General features: G+C 63.4%; 20 protein-coding genes and 3 pseudogenes. 17 read left to right on the top strand and 6 right to left on the bottom strand.

Features of this window, described 5'->3' with window-relative positions; translation table 11 throughout:
- The first annotated feature begins 18 nt into the window (after positions 1-18).
- The 4 genes from accC to V1289_RS43595 all read left to right on the top strand — a co-directional run bounded on the left by accC (position 19) and on the right by V1289_RS43595 (position 4,546).
- Entirely contained in the window at positions 19-1,368 is a 1,350-nt protein-coding gene (gene accC, locus V1289_RS43610) for an acetyl-CoA carboxylase biotin carboxylase subunit (RefSeq protein WP_309184548.1), read from the top strand.
- A 126-nt stretch (positions 1,369-1,494) separates the two neighbouring features.
- Positions 1,495-3,027 (top strand): sensor histidine kinase, encoded by a 1,533-nt coding sequence (locus tag V1289_RS43605; protein ID WP_334405740.1) that lies wholly within the window; start codon positions 1,495-1,497, stop codon positions 3,025-3,027.
- Positions 3,024-3,464 (top strand): response regulator, encoded by a 441-nt coding sequence (locus V1289_RS43600; RefSeq protein ID WP_309184546.1) that lies wholly within the window; start codon positions 3,024-3,026, stop codon positions 3,462-3,464. Before V1289_RS43605 ends, V1289_RS43600 begins: the two co-directional genes overlap by 4 nt.
- Positions 3,461-4,546 (top strand): sensor histidine kinase, encoded by a 1,086-nt coding sequence (locus tag V1289_RS43595; RefSeq protein ID WP_334405737.1) that lies wholly within the window; start codon positions 3,461-3,463, stop codon positions 4,544-4,546. Before V1289_RS43600 ends, V1289_RS43595 begins: the two co-directional genes overlap by 4 nt.
- Here V1289_RS43595 and V1289_RS43590 read toward each other — a convergent pair.
- Positions 4,543-5,991 carry a DASS family sodium-coupled anion symporter gene (locus tag V1289_RS43590; RefSeq protein ID WP_334405735.1) on the bottom strand — a complete coding sequence of 483 codons (1,449 nt, stop codon included), beginning with the start codon at positions 5,989-5,991 and terminating at the stop codon, positions 4,543-4,545. The genes V1289_RS43595 and V1289_RS43590 overlap by 4 nt on opposite strands.
- A gap of 111 nt (positions 5,992-6,102) precedes the next feature.
- Here V1289_RS43590 and aat point away from each other — a divergent pair, with 111 nt between their 5' ends.
- Entirely contained in the window at positions 6,103-6,783 is a 681-nt protein-coding gene (aat, locus tag V1289_RS43585; protein ID WP_334405733.1) for a leucyl/phenylalanyl-tRNA--protein transferase, read from the top strand.
- On the opposite strand, the gene V1289_RS43580 is transcribed toward aat, so the two are convergent.
- Positions 6,780-7,778: a DUF2155 domain-containing protein gene (locus V1289_RS43580; protein WP_334405731.1), complete on the bottom strand. Its 999-nt coding sequence runs from the start codon at positions 7,776-7,778 to the stop codon at positions 6,780-6,782. The two genes, aat and V1289_RS43580, sit on opposite strands and share 4 nt — an antisense overlap.
- Before the next feature lie 328 nt (positions 7,779-8,106).
- Between V1289_RS43580 and V1289_RS43575 the strand changes: the two genes are divergently transcribed.
- The 3 genes from V1289_RS43575 to V1289_RS43565 are packed head-to-tail and all read left to right on the top strand — an operon-like array spanning position 8,107 to position 11,137.
- On the top strand, positions 8,107-8,886 hold the full coding sequence (locus tag V1289_RS43575; protein WP_334405729.1) for an SDR family NAD(P)-dependent oxidoreductase: 780 nt from the start codon (positions 8,107-8,109) through the stop codon (positions 8,884-8,886).
- Positions 8,887-8,920: 34 nt separating this feature from the next.
- Positions 8,921-9,868: an alpha/beta hydrolase gene (locus tag V1289_RS43570; protein ID WP_334405727.1), complete on the top strand. Its 948-nt coding sequence runs from the start codon at positions 8,921-8,923 to the stop codon at positions 9,866-9,868.
- A gap of 30 nt (positions 9,869-9,898) precedes the next feature.
- Entirely contained in the window at positions 9,899-11,137 is a 1,239-nt protein-coding gene (locus V1289_RS43565) for a cation:proton antiporter (RefSeq protein ID WP_334405725.1), read from the top strand.
- 55 nt (positions 11,138-11,192) lie between these two features.
- Here V1289_RS43565 and V1289_RS43560 read toward each other — a convergent pair whose 3' ends face one another.
- Positions 11,193-11,468, bottom strand: coding sequence for a hypothetical protein (locus tag V1289_RS43560; RefSeq protein ID WP_334405723.1), 276 nt, complete (start codon positions 11,466-11,468; stop codon positions 11,193-11,195).
- 76 nt (positions 11,469-11,544) lie between these two features.
- On the bottom strand, positions 11,545-12,483 hold the full coding sequence (locus V1289_RS43555) for a GlxA family transcriptional regulator (protein WP_334405721.1): 939 nt from the start codon (positions 12,481-12,483) through the stop codon (positions 11,545-11,547).
- A 109-nt stretch (positions 12,484-12,592) separates the two neighbouring features.
- Here V1289_RS43555 and V1289_RS43550 point away from each other — a divergent pair, with 109 nt between their 5' ends.
- The 3 genes and pseudogenes from V1289_RS43550 to V1289_RS43540 form a co-directional block, all read left to right on the top strand.
- Positions 12,593-13,279 carry a DJ-1/PfpI family protein gene (locus V1289_RS43550; protein ID WP_334405719.1) on the top strand — a complete coding sequence of 229 codons (687 nt, stop codon included), beginning with the start codon at positions 12,593-12,595 and terminating at the stop codon, positions 13,277-13,279.
- A gap of 601 nt (positions 13,280-13,880) precedes the next feature.
- Entirely contained in the window at positions 13,881-15,578 is a 1,698-nt protein-coding gene (locus V1289_RS43545) for a methyl-accepting chemotaxis protein (protein WP_334405718.1), read from the top strand.
- A gap of 80 nt (positions 15,579-15,658) precedes the next feature.
- Positions 15,659-15,889: pseudogene (locus V1289_RS43540) on the top strand (transposase); the annotation flags it as partial.
- Positions 15,890-16,023: 134 nt separating this feature from the next.
- Here V1289_RS43540 and V1289_RS43535 read toward each other — a convergent pair.
- Positions 16,024-16,434, bottom strand: coding sequence for an NADH:ubiquinone oxidoreductase subunit NDUFA12 (locus V1289_RS43535; protein ID WP_334405717.1), 411 nt, complete (start codon positions 16,432-16,434; stop codon positions 16,024-16,026).
- 263 nt (positions 16,435-16,697) lie between these two features.
- Between V1289_RS43535 and V1289_RS43530 the strand changes: the two genes are divergently transcribed.
- From V1289_RS43530 to V1289_RS43510, 5 genes and pseudogenes are all read left to right on the top strand, one after another.
- Complete coding sequence (locus V1289_RS43530; RefSeq protein WP_334405716.1) at positions 16,698-17,237, top strand: BA14K family protein; 540 nt, start codon at positions 16,698-16,700, stop codon at positions 17,235-17,237.
- Between the two features lie 215 nt (positions 17,238-17,452).
- Complete coding sequence (locus tag V1289_RS43525; protein WP_334405715.1) at positions 17,453-17,635, top strand: hypothetical protein; 183 nt, start codon at positions 17,453-17,455, stop codon at positions 17,633-17,635.
- A gap of 2 nt (positions 17,636-17,637) precedes the next feature.
- Positions 17,638-18,041, top strand: a pseudogene (locus V1289_RS43520) (response regulator).
- A gap of 9 nt (positions 18,042-18,050) precedes the next feature.
- Positions 18,051-19,772 (top strand): annotated as a pseudogene (locus V1289_RS43515) (CHASE3 domain-containing protein); the annotation flags it as partial.
- Positions 19,773-19,938: 166 nt separating this feature from the next.
- The gene (locus tag V1289_RS43510; protein ID WP_334405713.1) at positions 19,939-20,298 is read left to right on the top strand and encodes a response regulator; all 360 of its coding nucleotides are present in this window, start codon (positions 19,939-19,941) and stop codon (positions 20,296-20,298) included.
- 180 nt (positions 20,299-20,478) lie between these two features.
- On the opposite strand, the gene V1289_RS43505 is transcribed toward V1289_RS43510, so the two are convergent.
- Positions 20,479-21,375 (bottom strand): DMT family transporter, encoded by an 897-nt coding sequence (locus V1289_RS43505; protein ID WP_334405711.1) that lies wholly within the window; start codon positions 21,373-21,375, stop codon positions 20,479-20,481.
- Between the two features lie 742 nt (positions 21,376-22,117).
- Here V1289_RS43505 and V1289_RS43500 point away from each other — a divergent pair.
- A complete protein-coding gene (locus V1289_RS43500; protein ID WP_334405709.1) occupies positions 22,118-25,861 on the top strand; it encodes a vitamin B12-dependent ribonucleotide reductase in 3,744 nt (1,247 codons plus the stop codon).
- Positions 25,862-25,876: the final 15 nt, after the last annotated feature.

Raw genomic sequence — 25,876 nt, 5'->3', positions numbered from 1 at the left:
TCAACGTCAGGCGCTGCGATGTTCGACAAGATACTCATAGCCAATCGCGGCGAAATTGCCCTGCGCGTGCTGCGCGCGTGCAAGGAACTCGGCATCTCCACCGTTGCCGTGCATTCCACCGCCGACGCCGATGCGATGCATGTGCGGCTTGCCGACGAAAGCGTCTGCATCGGGCCGCCGCCGTCAAAGGACAGCTATCTCAACATCCCCGCGCTGCTCGCGGCGTGCGAGATCACCGGCGCCGATGCGGTGCATCCCGGCTACGGCTTCCTGTCCGAGAATGCCCGCTTCGCCGAAATCCTCGCCGAGCATAACCTGCATTTCATCGGCCCGAAGGCCGAGCACATCCGCCTGATGGGCGACAAGATCGAAGCCAAGAAAACTGCGAAGAGGCTCGGCATTCCCGTGGTGCCGGGTTCGGACGGCGGTGTCGGATCCGACGACGACGCGATGGCGATTGCGGAGGCGATCGGCTTTCCCGTGCTGGTAAAGGCTGCCGCCGGGGGCGGCGGGCGCGGCATGAAGGTCGCGCAGACGGCCGACGATCTGATGATGGCGCTGTCGACCGCATCCAACGAGGCCAAGTCCGCGTTCGGCGATGCCTCGGTCTATCTGGAGAAATACCTGCAAAAGCCGCGCCACATCGAAATCCAGGTGCTCGGCGACGGCCGTGGCGGCGCGATCCATCTCGGTGAGCGCGACTGTTCGCTGCAGCGGCGTCACCAGAAAGTCTGGGAGGAAGGCCCCTCGCCGGTCCTCGCCGCCGCCGCCCGCGCCAAAATCGGGGCGACCTGCGCCAAGGCGATGCAGGACATGAAATATCTCGGCGTCGGCACCATCGAATTTCTGTTCGAGGACGGCGAGTTCTATTTCATCGAAATGAATACCCGCATCCAGGTCGAGCATCCCGTCACCGAGATGATCACCGATATTGACCTCGTGCTCGAGCAGATCCGCATCGCCGCCGGCGGCGACCTGCCGGCGACGCAAGACGAGATCCAGATCATCGGTCATGCCATCGAATGCCGGGTCAACGCCGAAAATCCGCAGACCTTCCGGCCGTCGCCTGGAAAGATCACGCAATTCCATCCGCCCGGCGGGCTCGGCGTACGGATCGACTCGGCCGTGTATCAGGGCTACGTCATCCCGCCCTATTACGACTCGCTGGTCGGCAAGCTGATCGTCCATGGCAAGACCCGCGGCGAATGCCTGATGCGGCTGCGCCGGGCGCTGGATGAGATGGTGGTCGAGGGCATCGAAACCACCCTGCCGCTGTTTCGGGCCCTGGTGCGCGAGCCCAGCATTATCGATGGCGACTACCACATCCACTGGCTGGAGCAGTACCTGGCCGGCCAGCCGGTCGGTTGAACCGGCCTCGAAAACAATCACCGCCCTATGGAACCAATTGCCTGAGCAGGCGTTTTGCTCGGCCCGGGAAATCCTTCCCGTCCGGGGGATCGCTTGAATTCCACTGCTTCATGACGCGGGACTGTTGTGACGCCTGACGCCATGCGCCGGCGGGCAATTGGCCAGATCCTGCTGCTTGCGGCGGGGCTCGCGGTGCTGACGGTTATCAGCGCTGGCTCGGTCTATCTGGTAAACAGGGCGCGGGAGGACGCGCGCTGGGTGGTTCGCACCGTTGAAAATGAAAATCAGATATCCTTCACGCAACTGCAATTGCGCCGGGCCGAAAGCGCTCAGCGCGGCTTTGTTCTGACATTGCAGCCCAATTTTCAAACCGATTTCGAGGAGGCCGCATCCCAGATTCCGCCGGCACTAACGCGGCTGAGTGAACTCACCAGCGACAATCCGACTCAAAAGCGGGTTCTGGACCAGATGATTCCACTCAGCCATCAGCGCATCGAGGAATTCCGAAAGACCATCGAACTTGCGCGGACCCAGCGCCTGAACGACGCCGCCCAGATCGTCCGCGAGGACGTTGGCCGCGCCGCCATGAACCACATCTATGATCTGGCGGGCGAGATGCGTGCGGAAGAAGATCGTCTGTTTGTCCTGCGTACGACCAACGCCGACCGCAGTCAGACCCTGGCGGCATCGATGACCGGCATCGGTTCGGGTTTCGTTGCCGTCCTGGCCGGCATCTCCATTTTTCTGGTGCGGCGCTCGTCGCGCGCACGCGACGAAGCCGAAGCATTGCTGCGCGACAACAATATCAATCTCGAGGCCACCGTCGATGAGCGCACCGCGGATCTGCGCGAGGCCAATGACGAGATCCAGCGTTTCGCTTACATCGTCAGCCACGATCTGCGCTCGCCGCTGGTCAACATCATGGGCTTCACCAGCGAGCTCGAGGAATTGCGCGGCGATATCTTCAAGCGGATCGCAGCCCTTGCCCGCGCCGGGACCTCGACGCCGCCGGTGCCGGACAATGCGACCGATAGCGCCGAACCCGTGCTCGAAGGCACCGACAAGCAACTGTCGGAAGATTTCACCGAGGCGCTGGGATTCATCAAATCCTCGATCGGCAAGATGGACCGGCTGATATCGGCAATCCTCAACCTCACCCGCGAGGGACGGCGCGAATTCCAGCCGGTGCGCATCGATACCCGCGAACTGATCGAAGGCATCGTTGCAACCGTGGCGCATCAGGCCGCGGAAGCCGATGCTCAAATCCGCATCGAGCCGCTGCCGAACATCGTCAGCGACCGTCTTGCGCTGGAGCAGATCTTCTCCAATTTGATCGATAATGCGCTCAAATATCTCAAGAGCGGGGTTCCCGGCGACATCCTGATCCGGGGCCGCACCAAACTTGGCTTTGCGATTTTCGATGTCTCCGACAATGGGCGCGGCATCGATCCCAAGGACCACCAGCGGATCTTCGACCTGTTCCGTCGCGCGGGAACCCAGGACAAACCCGGACAAGGCATCGGCCTTGCGCACGTCCGTGCGCTGGTGCGGCGGTTAGGCGGAACCATGTCGGTGGCATCGGAACTTCACACCGGCAGCACATTCACGATAACACTGCCGATCAACTGGACATTCAGCAACCGGAACAAGGCGTCATGAGCAAGCCAGTCACCATCATCATGATCGAGGACGATGAGGGCCACGCCCGCCTGATCGAACGCAATATCCGGCGCTCCGGTGTCAATAACGAGATCATGCCGTTCACCAACGGTACAGACGCGGTGAACTATTTGTTCGGCAGCGACGGCACGGGACTCAATCACAAGGGCGAGGCCCTGCTGATCCTGCTTGACCTCAACCTGCCGGACATGACCGGCATCGATATCTTGCGGCGGGTCAAGGACAACAAATACCTGAAGGCGACGCCGGTCGTAGTTCTGACCACGACCGACGATTCCCAGGAAATCAAGCGCTGCTACGAACTCGGCTGCAACGTCTACATCACCAAGCCGGTGAATTACGAAAGCTTTGCCAACGCCATTCGCCAGCTCGGCCTGTTCTTTTCCGTCATTCAGGTACCACCCGCCGCCACATGAACACCGCAACGCCGACATTGCTGTATATCGATGACGACGCTGCGCTTGCCCGGCTGGTCGACCGCGGCCTGACGCGACAAGGTTTTAGGGTCGTCCATGCCGCCAGCGGACATGAGGGGCTCGCGCGCCTGGCGCAAGGCGGCATCGACGTCGTCGCCCTCGACCAGTACATGCCCGGTCTCGACGGTCTGGAAACGCTCGAGCAGATACTGAAGATTCCGGACGCGCCGCCGGTGGTGTTTGTCACCGCCTCGCAGGATTCGGCGATCGCGGTCACCGCGTTGAAGGCTGGTGCGGCGGACTATCTGGTCAAGGATGCCCAGGGCGATTTCATTCCGCTGCTCCACGTCGCCGTCAACGGCGCGATGCGGCAGGCTCAAATTCAAAGAGCCCGCGATGAGGCCGAGGCCGAGGTCCACGCCTCACGCGACCGCTACGCAGCACTGGCAGCCGAACGCGAAGTGCTGTTGCGCGAAGTCAACCACCGCGTCGGCAATTCTTTGCAGATCATCGCTTCGCTTTTGCACCTGCAGGCGAATTCGAGCACGCAGGACGGCGTCAAGGAGGCGCTGACCAACGCGATGGGACGCGTCGCCGCGGTCGCCCAGGTCCACCGCCGGCTCTACACCTCGCACGACCTGAAGAGCGTGCTGCTGAACCAGTATCTGGACGCCCTGCTGGAAGATCTCAGGCGGTCGGCCGAAGGCAACCGGATGTCGCGGCTGACGCTGAAGGCCGAGCCGATCGATATCGACCCGGATCGCGCGGTGGCGATCGGCATCATCGTCAACGAGCTGGTGATGAACGCGGTGAAATACGCCTACCCCGACGGCGCCGGCCCCATCCATATCGAACTCAAGGCCCAGGGCGACGATCTCGTGCTGTCGATCGCCGACGACGGCGTCGGCCTCGACGCAAAGGCCGATCCGCGCGGCACCGGCATGGGCCAGCGCATCGTCTCGGCGATGGCCGCCAAGCTGGAGGCAACCGTCGAACGCGATCCCGCCCATCAGGGGACCCGGATCGTGCTGCAATTCCGCCGCGCCAATGCGGCGAAATCCGCAAACGTGGCCGCCGGTTAAAAGCCGATGAACCGCAGCCACGGCAGCACGATCAACAGCAGGCCCGCAAAGTAGATCACCCCAAAAATCAGGCCGAATTTCCAGAAATCGCGCTTGCCGATGTAACCGCTGCCGAAATACATCGGCGCCGGTCCGGTGGCATAGGGCGAGATCACGCCCATCAGCCCCAGCGAATACACGCACAGCAGCATCAAGGTTTGCACCGACAGGCCGGGAATGCTGGTGCCGACGGCAAGCACGACCGGCAACACAGCGGCCGTGTGCGAGGTGATGCTGGAAAAGAAATAGTGGATCCAGAAGAAGAACGACACCAGCAGGATCATCCCCATCAGCGGCGACACGCTGGCCAGCGGCTTGGCGTAGCCCTCCGCCACCCATTTGATGAATCCGATCTCGTTCAGGCCGGACGACAGCGTCAGCAGCGAAGTGAAATAGAAGAACACTTCCCAGGCGCTCTTTTCAGCGACGATGTCGTCGAAATCGATCACACCCGTGACCAGCATCAGCGAGATCACCACGAACACCACCATCGTCGGGTTGATGAAGTTGGCACCTAACAGCGGCAGGCTGATGGTGGGATTGGAGCCGCAGATCCACAGAAACATCGCCAGCAGCACCAGGGCTGCCATGATCCATTCGCTGCGCGACGGCGGCCCCATCGCGGCGATTTCGCCGGCGCTCCAGGTGACGATTTCCGGGCTTTCCTTCACCTCCGGCCGGCACACGATGTAGCTCAGCAATGGCACCAGCAGCAGCAACAGGATTCCGAGCGGCGCAAACCCGAAGAACCATTGCGACCAGCCGATGTCGACATTGACGATCTTTTTGGCGATCGAGAGCGCCGCCGCATTCGGCGCCAGCGCGGTCAGGAACAGCGAGCTCGTGACCGCCGTGGTCGCAAACGCCGTCCACATCACGTAGGTGCCGATCAGGCCGGCGGTCGGCCCGGGTTCGGAACCGTAGATCCTGGGAATGTTACTGACGATCGGATAGATCGTGCCGCCCGAGCGCGCGGTGTTGGACGGCGTCGCCGGCGCGAGCACGAGGTCGGAGAAGGCGACCGCATAGCCGAGGCCGATGGTGCGGCGGCCGAGCGCGCGCACCAGCATCAGAGCGAGCCGCCGGCCGAGCCCGCTCTTGCGGTAACCGATCGAGAACACGAAGGCGCCGACGATCAGCCACACCGTGCTTTCGGAAAACCCGCCCAGCATCCAGCGCAGCGATTTGTTGGGATCGGGTTCGACATACCCCATCACGCCCGCGACCGTCAGGCCGATCAGGCCGACCGCGCCGACCGGCATCGATTCCAGGATCAGGCCGGCGATCACGGCCGCAAATATCGCAAAATAGTGCCACTGATTGAGATTGAGGCCGGCCGGTACCGGCACCAGATAGATCGCAAGCCAGATCGCCAGCGGCGCGATGGTCTTCCAGGTAATTTTCACGAATTCCCCTCTTGCTCCCGACCGGCGTTCCCCGCTTATCCCGGTGTTCCGGCCCGCCGCCTTTTTTTCGACCGTAGCATAGGCCCTCGGCGTCCTGCTATTCTGGGGCCCATGACGTCGCGCGACTCCGCCTCTTCCGAAATCACGCCCGAAGTGCTGCTGCGCGCCTATGCCTGCGGCATCTTCCCGATGGCCGAAAGCGCCGACGACCCCACCCTGTTCTGGGTCGAGCCGGAAACGCGCGGGGTGATCCCGCTCGATGGTTTTCGCGTCGCCTCGCGCCTCGCCCGCACGGTGCGTTCCGACGCCTTCACCGTCACCGTCGATACCGCCTTCAAGGCGGTCATCGCCGGCTGCGCGGCGCCGCAAGCCGGCCGTGACGACACCTGGATCAACACGCGGATCCGCGACCTCTATCTCGGACTGTACCAGCTCGGACACTGCCACAGCGTGGAGGTCTGGCAGAACGGCGATCTGGCCGGCGGCCTATACGGCGTCAGCCTGGGGCGCGCCTTCTTCGGCGAGAGCATGTTTCACCGTGCCCGCGACGCCTCGAAAGTGGCATTGGTCCACCTGGTGGCGCGCCTGATAGAGGGCGGTTTCGAACTGCTCGACACCCAATACGTCACCGAGCATCTGCGCAGTTTTGGCGCCGCGGAGATTTCGCGCCGTCGCTATCGCACACTGCTCGACAAGGCGATCACGGGCGTATCAGCGGATTTCCTGCGATTGCCGGCGACCCATCCGGTCAAGGGCGCCGACGCGCTCGCGATTATTGCGAACCGCAGCTAGTTCCCGAACAATCCACCGAACAGCCCACCGGGCCGCTGCGCCGGCGGAGGTGGCGGCGGCGGTTGCTGCTGGAATTGCGGCTGCGGCGGCGGACGCGGCGCTGCCTGCTTCGGCGCCGGCGGGCGCTTCTGCGCCGGCGGCGGCGCCACGGCCTTCGGCGGATCGGGTGCTGCGGTGACGATGGTCTGGTCGGGAACTTTGCAGTCGGTGAGCCAGATGTCGTAGATCGGATGCTCGACGCCGTGCAGGCCGGGGCTCGCGGCATACATCCAGCCGGAGAAAATCCGCTTCACCTCGCCCTGCAGCGTGATCTCGTCGACCTCGACGAAGGCGTCGGTATTGGCGGCCTCGGTCGCCGGACGCGTGTAGCAGGCGTCGGTCTTCACCCGCAGCGCGCCGAACTGGACGGTCTCGCCGATATCCTCGTCGAAATTGATGATGCGTCCGGTGATCTTGTCGAGGCCGGAAAAGCTCGCCTTCTTGTTGGTGACCTTCGATGCGGGGGGCTCGGATACCACCTCATCGCCCGGCTGCAGGGTCGCCGGCGCCCCAGGCACGCTCTTGGGCTGGCGCTGCCCGGGCGGCAGACCCGGCAGCGGATTGGCCGATGGCGGTGCGTTGGCCACGCCCGGACCGGCCGGCCCGCCGGGCTGCGGCGGCGCCACCGCGATGCCGGGCGGGGTGTTCTGCGGAATCACGGTGGTACCGGGCGGTGGTGCCAGCGGCTGCGACTGGACGCTTCCCGGCGGCGGCACGCCCTGCCCCGGCAGCGGGCGGTTCGGCGTCGGCAACAGCCGGCCGCGCGGCAATTCGGGCACTTCCTCGTCGTCGTCGGGGGGCGGCTGCGGCTGACCGGCGCGGGGGATCGAACCGGGCGGGCGCGGCGCGGGATCGGAAAAGATATTACCGATCTGCGCGCGCGCCGGAGGCGCAAGCGAGAGTGTTGTGGCGGCAATCAGGGCCGCGAAACCAGTCAGGGCAATGGTTCGAAACATCTCGCGCGGCTTTAACAGGCGAATCGGGCTCGCGACATACAATCATATCCGCCGCTCGCGTGCCCTCCGGTTAACACGCCGAATACGGCGGGGAAAGGGCGGCTTCCGGCCCTGCCCGCCGCCCAAAAGCGTTTTCGAGCGAAGTGGGTACCGGTTCGTGTGAAGAAAACGCGTCAACACAGCAATCTAGCGTTCGGTTCTGCTTCAAGAACCGGGCTCTGGTCAGCCCGCGCCACAAATGAAATAGTCCCCCTGTCGAGCGTTCGCGCTGCCCAGCGCCGAAATCACAAGAATCCGGGACAACCGGAGGAGCCAAAGGACCCCTGACATGACCGATCGAATTCGTCTGGACGGCAAGGTCGCCGTCGTCACCGGGGCTGCCGGCGTCATCGGAACCGCGACCATTCACCTGTTGGCCGAACGCGGTGCGCGTATTGTCGCAGTCGACCGCAGGGAGCCGGATCTTGCGGCCGCGATTGCCGACCTGCCGGCTTCGGCGCAGGCGCTGGCGGTCGCCGCCGACGTCACACGTGAAGAGGAGGTCGCCGACTATGTCCGGGCTGCGGTCGACAGGTTCGGCACCATCGACGTGTTCTACAACAACGCCGGCATCGAAGGCGACATCAAGCCGATCCCGGAATATTCACTGGAGAGCTTTCGCCGGGTGCTCGACGTCAACGTGGTCGGCGTCTTCCTCGGCATGAAGCATGTGCTGCCGGTGATGCTGAAGCAGAACAAGGGCAGCATCATCAACACCGCCTCGATCGCGGGCCTGATGGGCTCGCCGCACATCGCGGTCTACAGCGCCAGCAAGCACGCGGTGATCGGGCTGACCAAGAGCGCGTCGTGGGAATGCACGGGCACCGGCGTGCGCGTCAATTGCGTCTGCCCCGGATTGATCGACAGCCGGATGCTGAGTGCGATCATGCAGGGGCGCAATGGCGGCAACTCGCCGCCGCCCAATGACAAGATCGTGGAGCGGATTCCGGCGCGACGGCTGGGACAGGCTTCCGAGGTCGCCTCAATCGTGGCGTTCCTCGCCTCCGATGAAGCCAGTTACGTCTCGGGCTCGGCCTACACCGTGGACGGCGGCCGCACCGCAGCCTGATTTCTCAAGTCACAACACCAGAGGTCTTCGCACTATGCCCGTTACGCTCGATCCCGATGCCGCCGCCGTCTACAAGGCATTCCAGGAAGCCGGCCGTCCGCCCTATGAGAACGGGACGCCGGCGGAAGCGCGCGAGCTCTACCTGAAGGGTCGCGTCGTCTCCAATCCCGAGCCGCCCGAACTGGCCGAGGTCAAGCCGCTCTCGATCCCGGCGCCGCACGGCGCGATCCCGGCGCGCATCTACACGCCGAAGAATTTGCGCAGGGCCGATGGCGCAGCGCCCTGCCTGGTGTTCTACCACGGTGGCGGCTGGGTGATCGGCGATCTGGACTCGCACGACGTGGTCTGTCGCAAACTCGCGCATGAAGGCAAGCTGATCGTCATCTCCGTCGATTACCGGCTCGCCCCCGAGCACAAATTCCCCGCCGCCGTCGACGACGCCATATCGGCAGCCAAATGGGTCGCGGCCAATGCGAAAACGCTCGGCATCGACAACAAGCGATTGATGGTCGGCGGCGACAGCGCCGGCGGCAATCTCGCCGCGGTGGTAGCACTTGCCGCGCGCGACGGCGATGGACCAGCGATCGCCGGCCAGGTCCTGATCTATCCCGCCACCGACTTTGCGATGGCGCATCCCTCGCATCGCGAGCCCGAGACCAGCATCCTCTTGACCCACTCCGTGATCAAATGGTTCTGCAACCATTATCTCAGCGGCGCCGCCGACATTCACGACTGGCGCGCCTCGCCCGCGCGCGCGAATACGCTGGTCGGATTGCCGCCGGCCTATGTGCTGACCGTCGGCGCCGATCCCTTGCGCGACGAAGGCGACGAATATGCCGCCCGGCTCAGGCAAGCCGGCGTGCCCGTGACCTACAAGCACTTTCCCGGCCAGTTCCACGGCTTCTTCACCATGGGCAAGCTGCTCAATCAGGCCAATGTCGCGGCCAGCGAAATCGGCGTATGGCTTAAGGCGCTGAACTGATCGCCAGCTTTTTGTGACGGACGCAACGCATTGGAAGCATCGGCCTCCATCGAAATAGCCAAACATACGCTGCTGTCCTGCGGGCTCATTCTGGCGATCGGTACGCTCGCCAGCCTGCTGGCGCAGAAGATCAGGATTCCCGACGTCGCGGTGTTCCTGATTACGGGGATCGCGATTGGCCCGCAGGCGCTTGGCCTCGTGCATATCGGCGCGGAATCGGCGCTGAACCAGATCATCCTGCTGTTCGGCGCCAGCTACATTTTGTTCGATGGCGGCGCGACGCTGCGCTTTGCGGTGCTGAAGCAGGTCTGGATCACCATTGTCGTGATCGCGACCATCGGCGTCGTCATCACCGCCGGGATCACCGGCCTCGCCGCGCATTTCATCCTCGGCATTCCCCCGATCGTGGCGTTGCTGCTCGGCGCGACGCTGGCCTCGACCGATCCGGCGACGCTGGTGCCGATCTTCCGCCAGGTCCGGATTCGCGACCGGGTGGCACAGACTGTGATGAGCGAGTCCGCGTTCAACGACGCGATGGGCGCGATCCTGACCTTCAGCATCCTCGCGGTGGCAACGGGAAGCGGCTCGTTCTCGTTGACGGCATCATTGCTCGGCCTGCTCGAGCAATCCGTCATCGGCATCGTCGCCGGCATCGTGCTTGGCTATCTCGCCGCGCTGCTGATCGCGCATGAGAAGATGGCCTTTCTCGCCGAATACGCGCCAGTCGTGACGCTGGTTGCCGTGATCGCCGCCTATTTCGCCGCCGACGGCCTGCACGCTTCAGGTTTCATGGCGGTGTTCGTATTCGGCATCATGCTCGGCAACAAGGAAGCTTTCGGCTTCAAGATGGAGCCCGGCGAAGCGCAAAAGCTCGACGAGTTCGTGCTGACCACGGCGTTCATCCTGCGCCTGTTCATTTTCATCCTGCTGGGCGCTCAGGTCGACTTCACGCTGATGGAAAAATACTGGCTCGGCGGTACCGCCGTCGTCACGGTGCTGATGCTGGTTGCCCGCCCCGCGACGGTGTTCCTGTGCACGTGGCCCGATCGCCGCGCGCGCTGGAGTTTTGCCGAAATGCTGTTCATGTGCTGGACGCGCGAGACCGGCGTCATTCCGGCGGCACTCGCCGGGCTGCTGCTCGGCATGAAAGCACCCGGCGCGCAGATGATCGCGTCGGTGACCTTCATCGCGATCCTGATGACGATCCTGATCCAAGCCTCGACCACGGAATGGCTGGGACGCAGGCTCGGGCTATTGGAGAAGAACTAGCGGTGGCGGCGCCACGTCCGCCGCGGCCTGCCGCCGCAGCGGATGTTCACTTTGTTCAAATCGACAATCCGCCAAAGACCACGATCGTATGCGTGGCTTGCCAGAACCAGTGCCCTCCATCACGCGCCGCCTGCAGGCTGAAAAACCGTTTGTTCCAGCCGGGATCATGAGCGAAACGAATATTCTCCAGCTTGAAATCCGCCTGTCGTCGTTTCCACTCCGTTGCCCAGGCCAAATGCGCTTCGTCGAGTTGCTGCCGAAGTTTGGAGACCTCGATCGAATAGCTGGACGGAAACAGAATACTGAAGATCATGGAATTGCCGACCATCATGCAGTCTCTTCACGAGACCACCTTCAGGATAACGCCAAAGCCTGATTCAACCAGTCAAATTTTCGAGTGATTGAAATCATCCCGCCCTCGCCGCGCGGCGCAGCGATTGCGGGGGCTGACCGAAAGCGCGGATGAAGGCGCGGCGCATCCGTTCCGGATCGCGAAAGCCGGTGGTTTCGGCGACGCGTTCGATCGCCTCGGAGGAGGATTGCACGCGCTGCCGCGCCACCTCGATCCGTAACCGCTCCACCGCCTTCGACGGCGTGGTGCCGGTCTCCGCGATGAAGGCGCGGGTAAAGTGCCGCGAACTCATGCCGGCCTGCTCGGCCATGTCCTCGACGGACAACGGCGCATCGAGATGTTCGCGCGCCCACGCCAGCAGCGGGCCGAACCGGCCGGTTGGCGCCTTCAACTCCAGCAACGACGAGAACTGCGACTGGCCACCGCTGCGGCGGTGGTAGAGCACGAGCTGGCGCGCAGTCTTCTGCGCGATGTCGTCGCCATAGTCTTCCGCGATCATGGCCAGCGACAGGTCGATGCCCGCAGTGATGCCGGCCGAACTCCAGATATTGCCGTCGCGGACGAAGATCTGGTCGGGCTCGAGCTTGACCTTCGGATAGGCTTTGAGAAAATGCCGGGTGCGCTGCCAGTGGGTGGTAGCACGACGGCCGTCGAGCAGACCGGCTTCGGCGAGGATATAGGCGCCGGAGCAGACGCTGGCGACGCGAACGCCACGTCTGGCGATCGAACGCACGAAGGCCAGCGTCTTCGGGCAAATCGCCGGCCCGCGGCTGCCTTCTCCGCCGGCCACCATCAGCGTGGTGATCGCACCCGATGGTTTGAAACCGCGCGCCATCATCTCGACGCCGGACGAGCTGCGTACCGGCCCCGGCGTGACCGCGACAACCCTGATGTCGGGCGCATTGTTGGCAAAGCGCGCGGCAATCTCGAACACCGAAATCGGACCCGCCGCATCGAGCAATTGGAAATCGGGAAACACGAGAACGCCGATCATGATCTTCAGCCCAATCCCTGAGATGTCCTGAAATGAGGGAAATATGTCATTTCGGACAAGAGGCGATCATGACAGGATGACGACGTCAAGCAATATTTGGAGGCTCGTGATGTCGGCACCGCTTCAGATCGGTCTCGTGCTATTCCCGAAGGTGACGCAACTCGACTTCACCGGACCGCTGCAGGTGTTCTCCAGCATACCCGGCGCCAAGGTGCATTTGATCTGGAAGCGGATCGAGCCCGTCGCCAGCGACTCCGTCATGATGCTGACGCCGACCGTCAGCTTTGCCGACTGCCCGCAACTCGATGTGATCTGCGTGCCCGGCGGGCTCGGCATCGATGACATGATCAACGACGAGGAGATGCTGGCCTTCCTGCGCCAGCAGGCGGAGGGAGCGCAGTACGTCACCTCGGTCTGCACGGGATCGCTGGTGCTGGGCGCAGCCGGCCTGCTCCGGGGTTATCGCGCGGCGACGCACTGGACCGCGATGGATTTTCTCTCGGCGTTTGGCGCGATCCCGACCAAGACCCGCGTTTGCATCGATCGCAACCGCATCACCGGCGGCGGCGTCACCGCAGGCATCGACTTCGCGCTGACGCTGGTGTCGCAGCTCGTCGACCGCAAGACCGCGGAGGCGATCCAGCTCCGGATCGAATACAACCCGGCGCCGCCGTTCAACGCCGGCTCGCCGGACACGGCACCGGCGGAAGTTCTCGCGTTCATGAAAGAACGGATCGCGCCGGGCCAGGCCCGCCGCGGCGAAATGATCGCCCGCGCCGCCGCACGCTCGGCGTAACGCAACGCGGTTTGAATTCCACACAAGAAAAAGGCCGCCTGGTTTCCCAGACGGCCTTTCCTGTCTCACGGCGGCGCCACATTGACGGGCGATTTCAGAACCTCGAGACCGGGGGCCTATCTCCCGGCCGTATCCTGATCGGGTGCCGCTGCATATCGGGGCAGTCGCGAACTGGAGCCCGAACCGTACGCGATGGTCTCCCATCTCCGTAAGATGTCCCCATTCAGCCGCGTGCCGGCCGCGAACGCAAGAACGCGGCGGCCGATGTCCCCGCTGTTCGCGTTATTCACAGGGGTGTCTCGCGCCTTTCGGGTCCTGGCAGTGTCCTATTTCTTTTCGAGCGCGCGCTTGGGCGGAAGCAAATCCCGTATCAGCCACCCCCTGCCGGAGCGACGATACAAACGGCCCGCGCGCCGATGGCTCAGGCGACGAACTGCCGAGGAAGCCAACCACTGACGTCAATGCTTGCCGAGGAATATAAGAACAGCCTGATCGCAAGCGTCAGGGTTGTCCTCCCGGCATGATTGTACGTCGTTCTCAATAAAAGCTTAACTGGTAAAGAGATACTGTGCCGATCGCTTCCGTCACGAAGGCACTTATCATGCGGCATCTTACTGTCTACAATCGTTTTGCGATGATCATCGCGGTATTGACCGTTGTCTTCGTCGTCGCGCTAGGCGTTCAAGTGACGGTGCTTCGCAATACCGTCATCGAGGAACGTCGGACCAAGGTGTTCGATCTGGTCGAGGCCGCGAAGAAGATCCTGTCGAATTACGAGGAAAAAGCCAAAGCCGGCAAGATCTCGGCGGAGGAAGCGCGGCAACTTGCTTTCGATGCGATCGGCGCAATGCGCTGGGGCAAATCCGCTGACTATCTCGGAATCTACGGCGCCGGCAGCACCAATGCCGGCGTCACCTATGTGCACGCCAACCCGAAATACATCAATGTCAATCGCTGGGATTACAAAGACAATCAGGGCCAGCTGCTGATTCAAAACATCGTTGGCAAAGCCCGCACCGGCGGCGGTTACCTCGAATACCGGGTGCCGAAAGCGACGGGTGGTCCCGAGCTGCCGAAGCTCACCTATGCCGGCGGGTATGGTGAGGGCGAAAAGCTGCTCGCAATCCAGGCAGGCGTCTATAACGACGATATCGACGCGGCGGTGTTCGACCGCGCCATCTGGATTGCCGCGGGCGGACTGGCGGGATTGCTCGTCGCGGGATTGGCCGCATTCGCTCTCGGTCGCGGCCTGGTTCGTCCGCTCGATGCGATATGCGGCGTTATGGACGGTCTGGCGAAGGGTGACTTGAGCGTTGAGGTCCCGTTCGTGGAGCGTCGTAACGAGATCGGCCATATCTCGCGCAGCCTGGCCGTTTTCAAGGATCGGTTGATTGACGCCGAACGTCTCCGCGCCGAGCGGGAAGAGACGACGGCTCGCGCTGTAGCGGAACGGAAATCGGCCATGAATCGGATCGCGGGCGAGTTCGAGAAAAGTGTCGGCGGCATCGTCGCCGGGGCGGCTTCGGCAGCCGCCGAAATGCAGCGCTCGGCGCAATCGCTGTCCGCAATCGCGAAGGAGACGGCGCGGCAGAGCACCACCGTCGCCGCAGCCGCGCAACAGACCACGTCGAATGTGCAGACCGTGGCTGCCGCGGCAGAGGAACTTTCGACATCGGGCCAGGAAATCTCCCGTCAGATTGTTCACTCGGCATCGATAGCGCAAAGCGCCGTTGCGCAGGCCGACCGCACCAATGCCATGGTGGAAGGGTTGGTGGAGGCGACCCAGAAGATCGGCGAGGTGATGGGGCTCATTCAAAACATCGCCGGACAGACCAACCTCCTGGCCTTGAACGCGACGATCGAGGCCGCACGGGCCGGCGAGGCCGGCAGGGGCTTTGCCGTGGTGGCAAGCGAAGTGAAGGCGCTGTCGACACAGACCGCGAAGGCAACCGAGGAGATCGCCGATCAGATCCAGGCGATCCGCGATGCTACCGGGGCAACGGCCGGGGCGATTCGCGAGATCGGCGCCACCATCGGGCAGATCGACGAGATCGCCACAACGATCGCTGCCGCGGTGGAGGAGCAGGGTGGATCGACCAAGGAAATTGCCCGCAGCGTGCAGCAGGCCGCGCAGGGCACGCAGGGGGTCATGCAAAATATTGCCGGCGTGACGCAGGCATCGGGCCAGGTGGGAACTGCCGCTGAAATGGTTCTCGGTTCGGCCGGCGAACTCGCAATGCAGTCCGAGCGCCTGAAGCAGGAGGTCGAGAGTTTTCTCGCGACAGTCCGGGCGGCGTAGCCTTACTACTGAGGGAGAACAGATGTTCGGCATTTTGAAAGATCAGTGGCGGCGGGTTCTGCCTCAAAAATGCCAATCGGGCCGCCAGTCACGACGCGGCCGTGCAGATGATCGATACCTCGGTCGTGCGGGTGCACCGGCACGGAGCCTGCATCGCGGACAACAGTCACCAAGATATGGGTCGCTCGCGAGGGGGCCTAACGAGCAAGATTCACGCGGTGGTGGATGCCAATGGCCTGCCCGTCGATCTCGCCCTCACGCCCGGTGAGGCGCACGATAATCGGCTGTGCTCGGTTCTTCTCAGCGCCTTGCTTCCGCAAACGGTCTCGAAATGGCGGATTGGCGCGCTCGTTGAGCCCGAAGTACCATGCCGAAGCAGAAGCATCATATGTCCAACAGGCAGCGGATCCGAGTTCGCGGCCGCGCAATCGTCGATGACGATGGTTTAGTTTCCCGGCGTCCAGGCCTGGTAGTCGCCGGTGGCCGCTGGCCGACGGCCGCTGGCCAGCGTCGAGCCGGAGGGGCGATAGGCTGAAGGCGTCCCCGTCATGTTCGGGACATGCGGTTTTTCCCACTCGCGCGCCGCATAGTTTTCTTCGGTCGGTGCGACATCGACGGTGTGGTGCAGCCAGCCATGCCATGACGGCGGCACCTTGGTGGCCTCGGCATATCCGTTATAGACCACCCAGCGCCGCTCAAAACCCAGCGTCGGATCGACCTTGCGGCCCTTGGTGCGGTAGTAGGTATTGCCCTGCTCGTCCTGGCCGACCTTCTCGCCGAACCGCCAGGTCCACAATTGCGTGCCAAAGGTCTGGCCGCTCCACCATGTGAAGAATTTGAGCAGAAACTGTTTCATGAACTCAGGCCGGTTTGAGATGCTTCGGCTCTGATGCCATCGGCGCGCTGAATTGTCCAGATAAGTCCTGATATCCCTGCCCCGCTACCGCTACGGTATGAACCTGCCGCATTCGGCGGCCAATGTCGCGGAATCGGCGCAATCTGTTCATTTCTCATACAGTTCCTATCTGACAGGCTGAGCGTTGCGCACAATCGATGCGCGGGCTCGGGAACGTCCACCCGCCCCATGGGTTGAGAAGTGTCCCGCAGATGGAGCCAATGATGATCAATCTTAAGGTTTTAAGTACCGTCGCAGCCATGGCGCTGGTGTTGCCCATGGTGGTGCCGAGCGAGAGCTTTGCCCAGAATCTGGGTAGCAAGGCTGCGGGCGGCGGCGGCGGTGTCCGTGGCGGTGGTGGCGGTGGTGGCGGAGTGCCACGCATGGGCGGCGGTGGCGGCGGCTTCACTGGCGGCGCGCCCGGTCCGAGATTTAGTGGTGGCGGTGGCGGTGGCCGCGTCTATGGCGGCGGTGGCGGTGGCTATTATCGTCACGGCGGCGGTGGCGGCGGATTCATTCCGGGCGCGGTGGCCGGCGCCGTGATCGGCGGCGCGATCGCCTCGCAGGGTTATTACGGCGGATCGGGCTATTACGCGCCGGGCTACTACGACAACGGATATTATGACGACGGCGGCGCCGTCGCGGTAGCGCCGGCGCCCGGTGGCGATGATGCGGTCGCCTACTGCATGCAGACCTACCGTTCCTACGATCCGCAATCGGGAACGTATCTCGGCAATGACGGTTACCGGCACCCCTGCCCGTAACGGCATCTCTGCCTCGTGAGTTAAGGGCGGCGCGGTCGATGCGCCGCCCTTTTTGCGTCAGGAAGAACGCGATGACGTCCCTTCGAGTCGTCATCGCGCTCGATCTTTTCGTTTGAGCGTGATCTCGGCGCAAACGCTTTGCGTTTGTTGCGTGGGAAAACCGGCACCCACCGAGCGGCGATATCCGGGCGCAATCCGCTGGAACGGCAATCGACATGGCGGGGCTGGATCCGAACGCGAAAGCCGCAGTTGCATTCAATCCGACACACAAGTGCCAATTTGCTCCTAAGCAAACCTTATATGCACTCTACGATACAGACGACATGTCGCCGTTCCGCCTTAATCACGCCACGGGCCGCGGTGCGAATCGCCTGACCGCAGCCAAAAAAGAGGATTGATCGTGCCGCGCGTTCTCGTGGTCGATGACGACCCGATGGTATGCGTCGCCATCGAGGTCTGTCTTCAGCGTCAGGGTTTCGAGGTCACCGTCGCCGACGGCGGTGAAGCGGGAATGCGCGCGCTCGAATCATCCGAATACGACGTGATGCTGATCGATGTCTTCATGCCGCACATGCGCGGATTCGAATCGATTCGGATGTTTCACGAGCGCAGGCCGGATGTCCCGATCGTTGCGATGCCCGGCTACGCCTTCGCCAATACCGAACGGGCGCCGGATTTCCTGCGCATGACCATCGAACTCGGTGCGGCATGCTGCCTGCGCAAGCCGTCACGCCGAACGCGCTGTTGACCACCATCAATCAATGCCTCACCAGGCCGACCTCCTCCGCTCGCCTCAAAAAATAAAAAGCCTCAATGCCTTCGCAGCGTATTATCCTTGGAATCGGCCTCGTAAGCCTCCTCCTCATCGGCGCCGCCTCGATCGGTCTCGACGTCAAGTCGCGGCACGACACCGCTGCAGTCAATCATACGCTCGGGGTGCTGACGAAAATCCTGGATTTGCGGTTGCGCGTTCGTGGCGCGGAGAGCGCCGCACGCGGCTTTACGCTCAACGGCGACCCCAATCTCTTGAACGAATACAATGAGTCCCGCGACCGGATCCCATCGGCGTTCGCCGAGCTGGCCGAAGCAACCAGGGATCATCCCGCTCAGACGCAACTGCTCAAGGCCACCGAAACGCTGGTTGCCCAACGGCTTGCCGTCAGCAACGAAGTGCTGCGACTGCTGGCGGCGGGCGACACCGCGGCATTGGCGGCGCTGCGGGCCAAGGGAGAAGGCCGTGCGGCGACGGCGGCGATCGGCACCAATTTCGACAGGTTGGCTGCCGAGGAGGATAGGCTGCTTGCGGTGCGGTCCGCGGAATCCCAGCTCACCGGGCGCGTGCTGCTGGCGATCGATCTCGCCGGCGTGGCGCTGATCCTGATCCTTGCGACCGCCCTCACCCTGGAAAGCCGCCGCTCGCGCCGCGAGTTGCAGGACTCGCTCAGTGTGACCAAGGCCGCCAACGAAACCCTCGAGGCGGCCGTTGCCGAGCGGACTGAACATCTGGTCGCCGCCCATGAGGAACTGCGCCATTCGGCGGATGTGCTGCAAAACACCTTCAACAGCGTCGCGGAAGCCGTGCTGGTGATCAACGCCAAAGGCGAGGTCCTGCTCGTCAATGCCGCCGCCCGGCAAATGCTTGGCTACCGGGACGGCATGACGGTCCATCAGCTGCGGCAGCTGAGCGTCGCCTACCGCGCCGATGGCGTGACCAAGCTGACGGCGGACGAAATGCCTTCGGCGCAGGTGCTGCGCGGGGAACCGTTCGCGCAACAGGAGATCGTCATCCGTCCGACCGACGGCCGCGCGGCGCTTCATCTCGTGGTCAGCGGCCGGCCGTTACGCAGTGCTTCCGGCGCCATCAGCGGCGCGGCGCTGGTCTACCACGACATTTCCGCATCGCGCGAAACCGAGCGCAAGCTGCAGCAGTCGCAAAAACTCGACGCCATCGGCAAGCTGACCGGCGGCGTCGCGCACGACTTCAACAACATGCTGACCGTCATCACCGGCACCACCGAGACGCTGGTCGCCGGTCTTCAGAACTTGCCGACGCTGCAGAAGACCGCCGAGCTGATCGACCAGGCCGCCGAACGCTGCTCCGAGCTGATCCAGCATCTGCTGGCCTTCGCCCGCCGCCAGCCGCTGCAACCGCGCAATGTCGATATCAACGGCACCGTTCTCGATATGGCAAAACTGCTGCGTCCGACGCTGGGCGAGCAGATCGAAATCAACTCGATCCTCGAGCAGGAAGAGACGACGTCGCATATCGATCCGTCGCAACTGGCCAATTCAGTGCTCAATCTGGCGATCAACGCCCGCGATGCGATGCCCGATGGCGGCAAGCTTATGCTGGAGACCCGAAACGTCGTGCTGGACGAGGCCTATGCGGCGGCCAATCCGGATGTGCTGCCCGGACCCTATGTGATGCTGGCGGTCAGCGACACCGGCAGCGGGATGTCGAAGGCGGTGCAGGAGCGGGTGTTCGAGCCATTCTTCACCACCAAGGAAGTCGGCAAGGGCTCGGGGCTCGGCATGAGCATGGTCTACGGCTTCGTCAAACAGTCGGGCGGCCACATCCGGATCTATAGCGAGGGAAGGCCACGGCACCACGGTCAAGCTGTATCTGCCGCCGGCCCGCAGGGCGGCTGCGGCCGCTTCTCCCGCCGCCGCGCCGTCGTCGGGCGGCTCCGAGACCATCCTGGTGGTGGAAGACGACACGCTGGTGCGCGAGTTCGTCGCGGCGCAGTTGCGCAGCCTCGGCTACAAGACCGTTTCCGCCGCGGACGCCCGCGCGGCCATGGTCATGGTCGAGAACGGCCAGCCGTTCGACCTGCTGTTTACCGACGTCATCATGCCCGGCGGCATGACCGGCCGCCAGTTGGCCGACGAGACGACGAAGCGCCGGCCCGGCATTAAGGTGCTTTATACCTCGGGCTATACCGACAACGCGATCGTGCATCACGGCCGCCTCGACCCCGGCGTGCTGCTGCTGACAAAACCTTATCGCAAATCGCGCTTGGCGAAGATGGTGCGGCTCGCGCTCGAGGGCGAAGGTGCCTAGCGCATTCCAGTTCGGTGGCTTCATCCTTCGAGACGCGGCGAAGACGCCGCTCCTCAGGATGAGGTCAGCTTCACAGCCTCTCAGGATGAGGTCTGGTATTAGACCCTCATGGTGAGGATGCCCCCGGCGGCGCATTTGCGCCGTCCGGTGCCGCGCGTCTCGAACCATGTGGCCCCCTAATCACGACCTTGTCGCCAGCACGACGCCGGCGAGCGTGCACATCAGCGCGATGATCTGGGTCAACCCGAGCGGCTCGTGCAGCGCCAATGCCGAGGCGACCACGCCGATCACGGGCACGGCCATGGTGCCGATCGCCGCCACCGATGCCGGCAGGCGTGCCAGCGCGGCAAACCAGCTGACATAGGCGATGCAGAACTGGATCACGATCGAATAGACCAGCAGCCACCAGCCAAGTTGCGAGACCTTGTCGAGATGCGTGGTCTCGATCAGGAGCCCTGCAACCGCCACCGGAAAACAGCCGAGCCCGATCTGCCAGGCGGCGGCCGGGATCGGCGCCAGCTGCAGCGGCAGTTTCTTGGCCAGCACCGTGCCGAGTGCAAAACCGATGGCGCCGGTGAGCGCCATGATGATCCCCGGCAGTTTTGCGGCACTGGCGGTGAGGCCGTTGCCGCCCATGATGGCGGCGAGGCCCGCAAACGCCATCAGCAGCGCGAATGTCCGCAACAAGGTCGGGCGCTCGCCAAGCACCGGCCAGGCCAGCATCGAGGCCCATACCGGCATGGTGTAGGCGATCAGCGCGGCCTCGCTGGCCGGCAGCCAAAGCAGCGCCAGCCCCATCAGCACCATCCAGCCGGTAACGTTGAGCAGCGCCGCCAGCATCAGGCGCGGCCACAGCCTGCGCGGAACTTGCAGGCTCTGGCCGCGCGCCAGCGCCAGCCCCGCCAATAGGCTGGCGCCGATCACGCCGGTCAGGCCACGCAAGGTCAGCGGCGGCAGCTCGCTCAAAAGGTACTTTGTTACTGGCCAGTTGAAACCCCAGCCCACCGAAGTGATGGCGAGGAACATCAGGCCAGCGGGTGCGATGCGCGCCCGCGCGGTCGGTTTTGATTCTGTCATGGAGCCCGGCGATGGGGTGGAATCACCCTCACCTTCGCCCTTATCGCGGCCTCCGACCACGGGCTCGCGGACATGCCAGCCCGGACGTCCCCGTAGCCTTACGTGAGTCTTGGAAGTGCAATCCCAAAGCGCGAATAAATAGTTCGCCTGTGAACAGCGGGCGCAGCCGCGCTCCACAGCCTGTGCGTAATTTTTTTCCCTTGGGAATCCGTGAGGACTCACTGATACTTGGAGCCATCACAAGGGCGCGATGCCCCCTGTTTTCCCAACCTTTCCACCATATTTAGTATTTGATTCAGGAACTCGTACTAGTTCTTGACGGGCGCAACGGAGTTGGCCTAGTTTTCCTCCTGTTCGGCGCGAGTGTGTTTGGGTCCCCGCCGGTCGCTCCCAAAAGGGGTTCCGAAATGACCACTCCGTCGGCCAGCGAAGGCAGCGGGTGAGGCTTTTCTGCCCCCAAAATTTGGGGGCTTTGGGGCGCTAATAATGAGCCGGAATCGGTTCAGCTGGAGTGTCGGAGTGACGTGCCAAAGCGGCGCGTTGGGGCGTTGAATACGGCAACCTCACGCCGGTGCGTAACGGCACCTGCATGAGGCGCCAGAGAAACAGAGGCCGGGTTCACCGGTTGAGCTGCGGATAGAGAGACCAGGGTTGCACGCCAGCCGTGGTCTGGGAGTCCGCTCAAGGAATAACATCCGGCGCCGCGGTAGAGCGGTCCGGTCAAAGAAGACGGGGCACGACCATGCGAATCGAACGACGCAACACCACTCAGGGACAGTCACCCTACGCAGGGATTGATTTCAGATTGACGACATCGGAGATCCGCAATCCCGATGGCTCGATCGTGTTCCGTCTCGAAAATGTCGAGGTTCCCCAGTTCTGGTCGCAGGTCGCCTCCGACGTTCTGGCCCAGAAGTATTTTCGTAAAGCCGGCGTCGCCGCGCGGCTGAAGAAGGTCGAGGAAGAGACCATCCCCTCCTGGCTGTGGCGCTCGGTGCCCGACACCGAGGCGCTGGCGTCCCTGCCCGAGAACGAGCGCTATGTCAGCGAACTCTCGGCAAAACAGGTGTTCGATCGCCTCGCCGGCTGCTGGACCTATTGGGGCTGGAAGGGCAGCTACTTCTCGTCGGAAGAGGACGCGCAGGCGTTCTACGACGAGCTGCGCTTCATGCTCGCCAAGCAGATGGTCGCGCCGAACTCGCCGCAGTGGTTCAACACCGGCCTGCACTGGGCCTACGGCATCGACGGCCCCGGCCAGGGCCACTATTACGTCGACTGGAAGACCGGCAAGCTGACCAAGTCAAAATCCTCCTACGAACATCCGCAGCCGCACGCCTGCTTCATTCAGGGCGTCGATGACGACCTCGTCAACGAGGGCGGCATCATGGACCTCTGGGTGCGTGAAGCGCGCCTGTTCAAATACGGCTCCGGCACCGGCTCCAATTTTTCCCGCCTGCGCGGCGAAGGCGAAAAGCTCTCGGGCGGCGGCCGCTCGTCCGGCCTGATGAGCTTCCTCAAGATCGGCGACCGAGCCGCCGGCGCGATCAAGTCGGGCGGCACTACGCGCCGCGCTGCCAAGATGGTCGTGGTCGACGCCGACCACCCTGATATCGAGACCTATATCGACTGGAAGGTGAAGGAGGAGCAGAAGGTCGCAGCCCTCGTCACCGGCTCCAAGCTCAACCAGAAGCACCTCAAGGCCGTGCTGAAAGCCTGCGTCAATTGCGAAGGAAGCGGCGACGATTGCTTCGATCCCGAAAAGAACCCTGCCCTGCGCCGCGAAATCAAGCTGGCGCGCCGCGCGCTGGTTACCGACGCCATGATCAAGCGCGTGATCCAGTTCGCGCGCCAGGGCTACAAGGAGATCGATTTCCCGATCTACGACACCGACTGGGATTCGGAAGCCTACCTCACCGTCTCCGGCCAGAACTCCAACAACTCGGTCTCGCTGAAGGACGATTTCCTCCGCGCCGTCGAGACCGACGGCACCTGGGACCTGATCGGCCGCACCAACAAGAAGGTGACGAAGACGCTGAGGGCGCGCGACCTCTGGGAAAAGATCGGCCACGCCGCCTGGGCCTCGGCCGATCCCGGCCTGCACTTCAACACCACCATGAACGACTGGCACACCTGCAAGGCGTCCGGCGACATCCGCGCCTCCAATCCGTGCTCGGAATACATGTTCCTGGACGACACCGCCTGCAATCTGGCGTCCGCGAACCTGATCACCTTCTACTCGACCTCGACCAAGCGCTTCGACGTCGAGTCCTACGAGCATCTCTGCCGGCTCTGGACCGTCGTGCTCGAAATCTCTGTCATGATGGCGCAATTCCCGTCGAAGGCGATTGCCGAACTCTCCTACGAGTTCCGCACGCTCGGCCTCGGCTTTGCCAATATCGGCGGCCTGTTGATGACCATGGGCCTGCCTTACGACAGCAAGGAAGGCCGCGCGCTGTGCGGCGCCCTGACCGCGATCATGACCGGCGTCGCCTACGCGACCTCGGCCGAGATGGCCAAGGAGCTCGGCCCCTTCCCCGGCTACAAGAAGAACGCCCAGCACATGCTGCGCGTGATCCGCAACCATCGCCGCGCAGCGCACGGCGAATCCCGTGGCTATGAGGCGCTCGCCGTCTCGCCGGTGCCGCTGGATTATGCCAGCGTGCCGCAGACCGACATCGTCGAGCACGCCAAGGCCGCCTGGGACAAGGCGCTCGAACTCGGCGAGCTCAACGGCTACCGCAATGCGCAGACCACCGTGGTGGCGCCGACCGGCACCATCGGCCTCGTGATGGATTGCGACACGACAGGCATCGAGCCCGATTTCGCGCTGGTAAAATTCAAGAAGCTAGCCGGCGGCGGCTACTGGAAGATCATCAACCAGGCCGTCCCGGTGGCCTTGCGCACGCTCGGCTATCGCGAAAGCGACATCGCCGAGATCGAGGCCTATGCCGTCGGCCACGGCTCGCTCTCGAATGCGCCGGGCATCAACGTCTCCACCCTGAAGGCCAAGGGTTTTACCGACGAAGCGCTGGCCAAGGTCGAAGCGGCGCTGCCGACCGCGTTCGACATCAAGTTCGCCTTCAACAAATGGACCTTTGGCGAGGATTTTCTGCGCGACACCCTCAACCTTGCGCCGGAGACCATCGCAGCCCCCGGCTTCGATCTGCTCGCTGCGGTCGGCTTCACCAAGCGCGAGATCGAAGCCGCCAACGTGCACATCTGCGGCGCGATGACGGTGGAAGGCGCGCCGCATCTGAAGGCCGAGCACTATCCGGTGTTCGACTGCGCCAACCCCTGCGGCAAGATCGGCAAGCGTTACCTCTCGGTCGAGAGCCACATCCGGATGATGGCGGCCTCCCAGCCGTTCATCTCGGGCGCGATCTCCAAGACCATCAACATGCCGAACGACGCCACGGTGGAGGATTGCAAATCCGCCTACCTGCTCTCCTGGAAGCTCGCGCTGAAGGCCAACGCGCTCTACCGCGACGGCTCAAAGCTGTCGCAGCCGCTCAACTCGCAACTGATCAGCGACGACGACGAGGAAGACGACGCGATCGACACCTTCTACGACAAGCCGATGGCCGCGCGCACCGCGCAGGTCTCGGAAAAGATCGTCGAGAAGCTGGTCGAGCGCATCGTCGTGATGCGCGAGCGCGAAAAGATGCCGGATCGCCGCAAGGGCTACACCCAGAAGGCAGTCGTCGGCGGCCACAAGGTGTACCTGCGCACCGGCGAATATGACGACGGCCGGATCGGCGAGATCTTCATCGACATGCACAAGGAAGGTGCTGCGCTGCGCTCCTTCATCAACAACTTTGCGATCGCGGTTTCCCTCGGCCTGCAATATGGCGTGCCGCTGGAAGAATATGTCGACGCCTTCACCTTCACCCGCTTCGAGCCCGCAGGGCCCGTGCAGGGCAACGACTCAATCAAGTATGCGACCTCGATCCTCGACTATGTGTTCCGCGAGCTTGCGGTCAGCTACATGTCGCGCTTCGACCTCGCCCATGTCGATCCCAGCGAGAGCAATTTCGATGCGATGGGCAAGGGCGTCGAAGAAGGGCGCGCGCCGGAGCAGCCCTCCAACAAATATCTGTCGAAGGGCCTGACCCGTTCGCGCACCGACAATCTCGTCGTCATGCGCGGCGTCTCACCCCCGGAGACCGAAGCCCGCAGCTCCAGCAACGTCACGACGATGGCCTCCCACGGACCAAGCGCCCGCAACAGCGACACCGTCGAAGGCGCGGTCGCGCTGAAGCAGGAAGCCCAGCACGATCTGTCGCCGACGGAAAAGCTGGAAGCGATGCAGTGGAGCAAGGCCGGCGCCGCCGCCCAGGCCGCACCGAGCAAGGCCGAGCGCAGGGCGGAAGCGAAAGCCAAAGGCTACGAAGGCGAGATGTGCGGCGAGTGCGGCAACTTCACGCTGGTGCGGAACGGCACGTGCATGAAGTGCGATACGTGCGGAAGCACGACGGGGTGTTCGTGAGGGATAGATTGATGA

Source organism: Bradyrhizobium sp. AZCC 2289 (assembly GCF_036924615.1).
Taxonomy (GTDB): domain Bacteria; phylum Pseudomonadota; class Alphaproteobacteria; order Rhizobiales; family Xanthobacteraceae; genus Bradyrhizobium.
The sequence above is the reverse complement of the archived record's forward strand: the minus strand, read 5'-3'. Positions and strand labels throughout refer to the sequence as shown.

What these genes read in the sequence shown, in the direction of transcription:
- accC (WP_309184548.1), top strand. Translation starts at nt 19, where the DNA reads ATGTTCGACAAGATACTCATAGCCAATCGCGGCGAAATTGCCCTGCGC.
- V1289_RS43600 (WP_309184546.1), top strand. Translation starts at nt 3,024, where the DNA reads ATGAGCAAGCCAGTCACCATCATCATGATCGAGGACGATGAGGGCCAC.
- V1289_RS43595 (WP_334405737.1), top strand. Translation starts at nt 3,461, where the DNA reads ATGAACACCGCAACGCCGACATTGCTGTATATCGATGACGACGCTGCG.
- aat (WP_334405733.1), top strand. Translation starts at nt 6,103, where the DNA reads ATGACGTCGCGCGACTCCGCCTCTTCCGAAATCACGCCCGAAGTGCTG.
- V1289_RS43580 (WP_334405731.1), bottom strand. Translation starts at nt 7,778, where the DNA reads ATGTTTCGAACCATTGCCCTGACTGGTTTCGCGGCCCTGATTGCCGCC.
- V1289_RS43575 (WP_334405729.1), top strand. Translation starts at nt 8,107, where the DNA reads ATGACCGATCGAATTCGTCTGGACGGCAAGGTCGCCGTCGTCACCGGG.
- V1289_RS43570 (WP_334405727.1), top strand. Translation starts at nt 8,921, where the DNA reads ATGCCCGTTACGCTCGATCCCGATGCCGCCGCCGTCTACAAGGCATTC.
- V1289_RS43560 (WP_334405723.1), bottom strand. Translation starts at nt 11,468, where the DNA reads ATGATGGTCGGCAATTCCATGATCTTCAGTATTCTGTTTCCGTCCAGC.
- V1289_RS43555 (WP_334405721.1), bottom strand. Translation starts at nt 12,483, where the DNA reads ATGATCGGCGTTCTCGTGTTTCCCGATTTCCAATTGCTCGATGCGGCG.
- V1289_RS43550 (WP_334405719.1), top strand. Translation starts at nt 12,593, where the DNA reads ATGTCGGCACCGCTTCAGATCGGTCTCGTGCTATTCCCGAAGGTGACG.
- V1289_RS43545 (WP_334405718.1), top strand. Translation starts at nt 13,881, where the DNA reads ATGCGGCATCTTACTGTCTACAATCGTTTTGCGATGATCATCGCGGTA.
- V1289_RS43535 (WP_334405717.1), bottom strand. Translation starts at nt 16,434, where the DNA reads ATGAAACAGTTTCTGCTCAAATTCTTCACATGGTGGAGCGGCCAGACC.
- V1289_RS43530 (WP_334405716.1), top strand. Translation starts at nt 16,698, where the DNA reads ATGATCAATCTTAAGGTTTTAAGTACCGTCGCAGCCATGGCGCTGGTG.
- V1289_RS43525 (WP_334405715.1), top strand. Translation starts at nt 17,453, where the DNA reads ATGGCGGGGCTGGATCCGAACGCGAAAGCCGCAGTTGCATTCAATCCG.
- V1289_RS43505 (WP_334405711.1), bottom strand. Translation starts at nt 21,375, where the DNA reads ATGACAGAATCAAAACCGACCGCGCGGGCGCGCATCGCACCCGCTGGC.
- V1289_RS43500 (WP_334405709.1), top strand. Translation starts at nt 22,118, where the DNA reads ATGCGAATCGAACGACGCAACACCACTCAGGGACAGTCACCCTACGCA.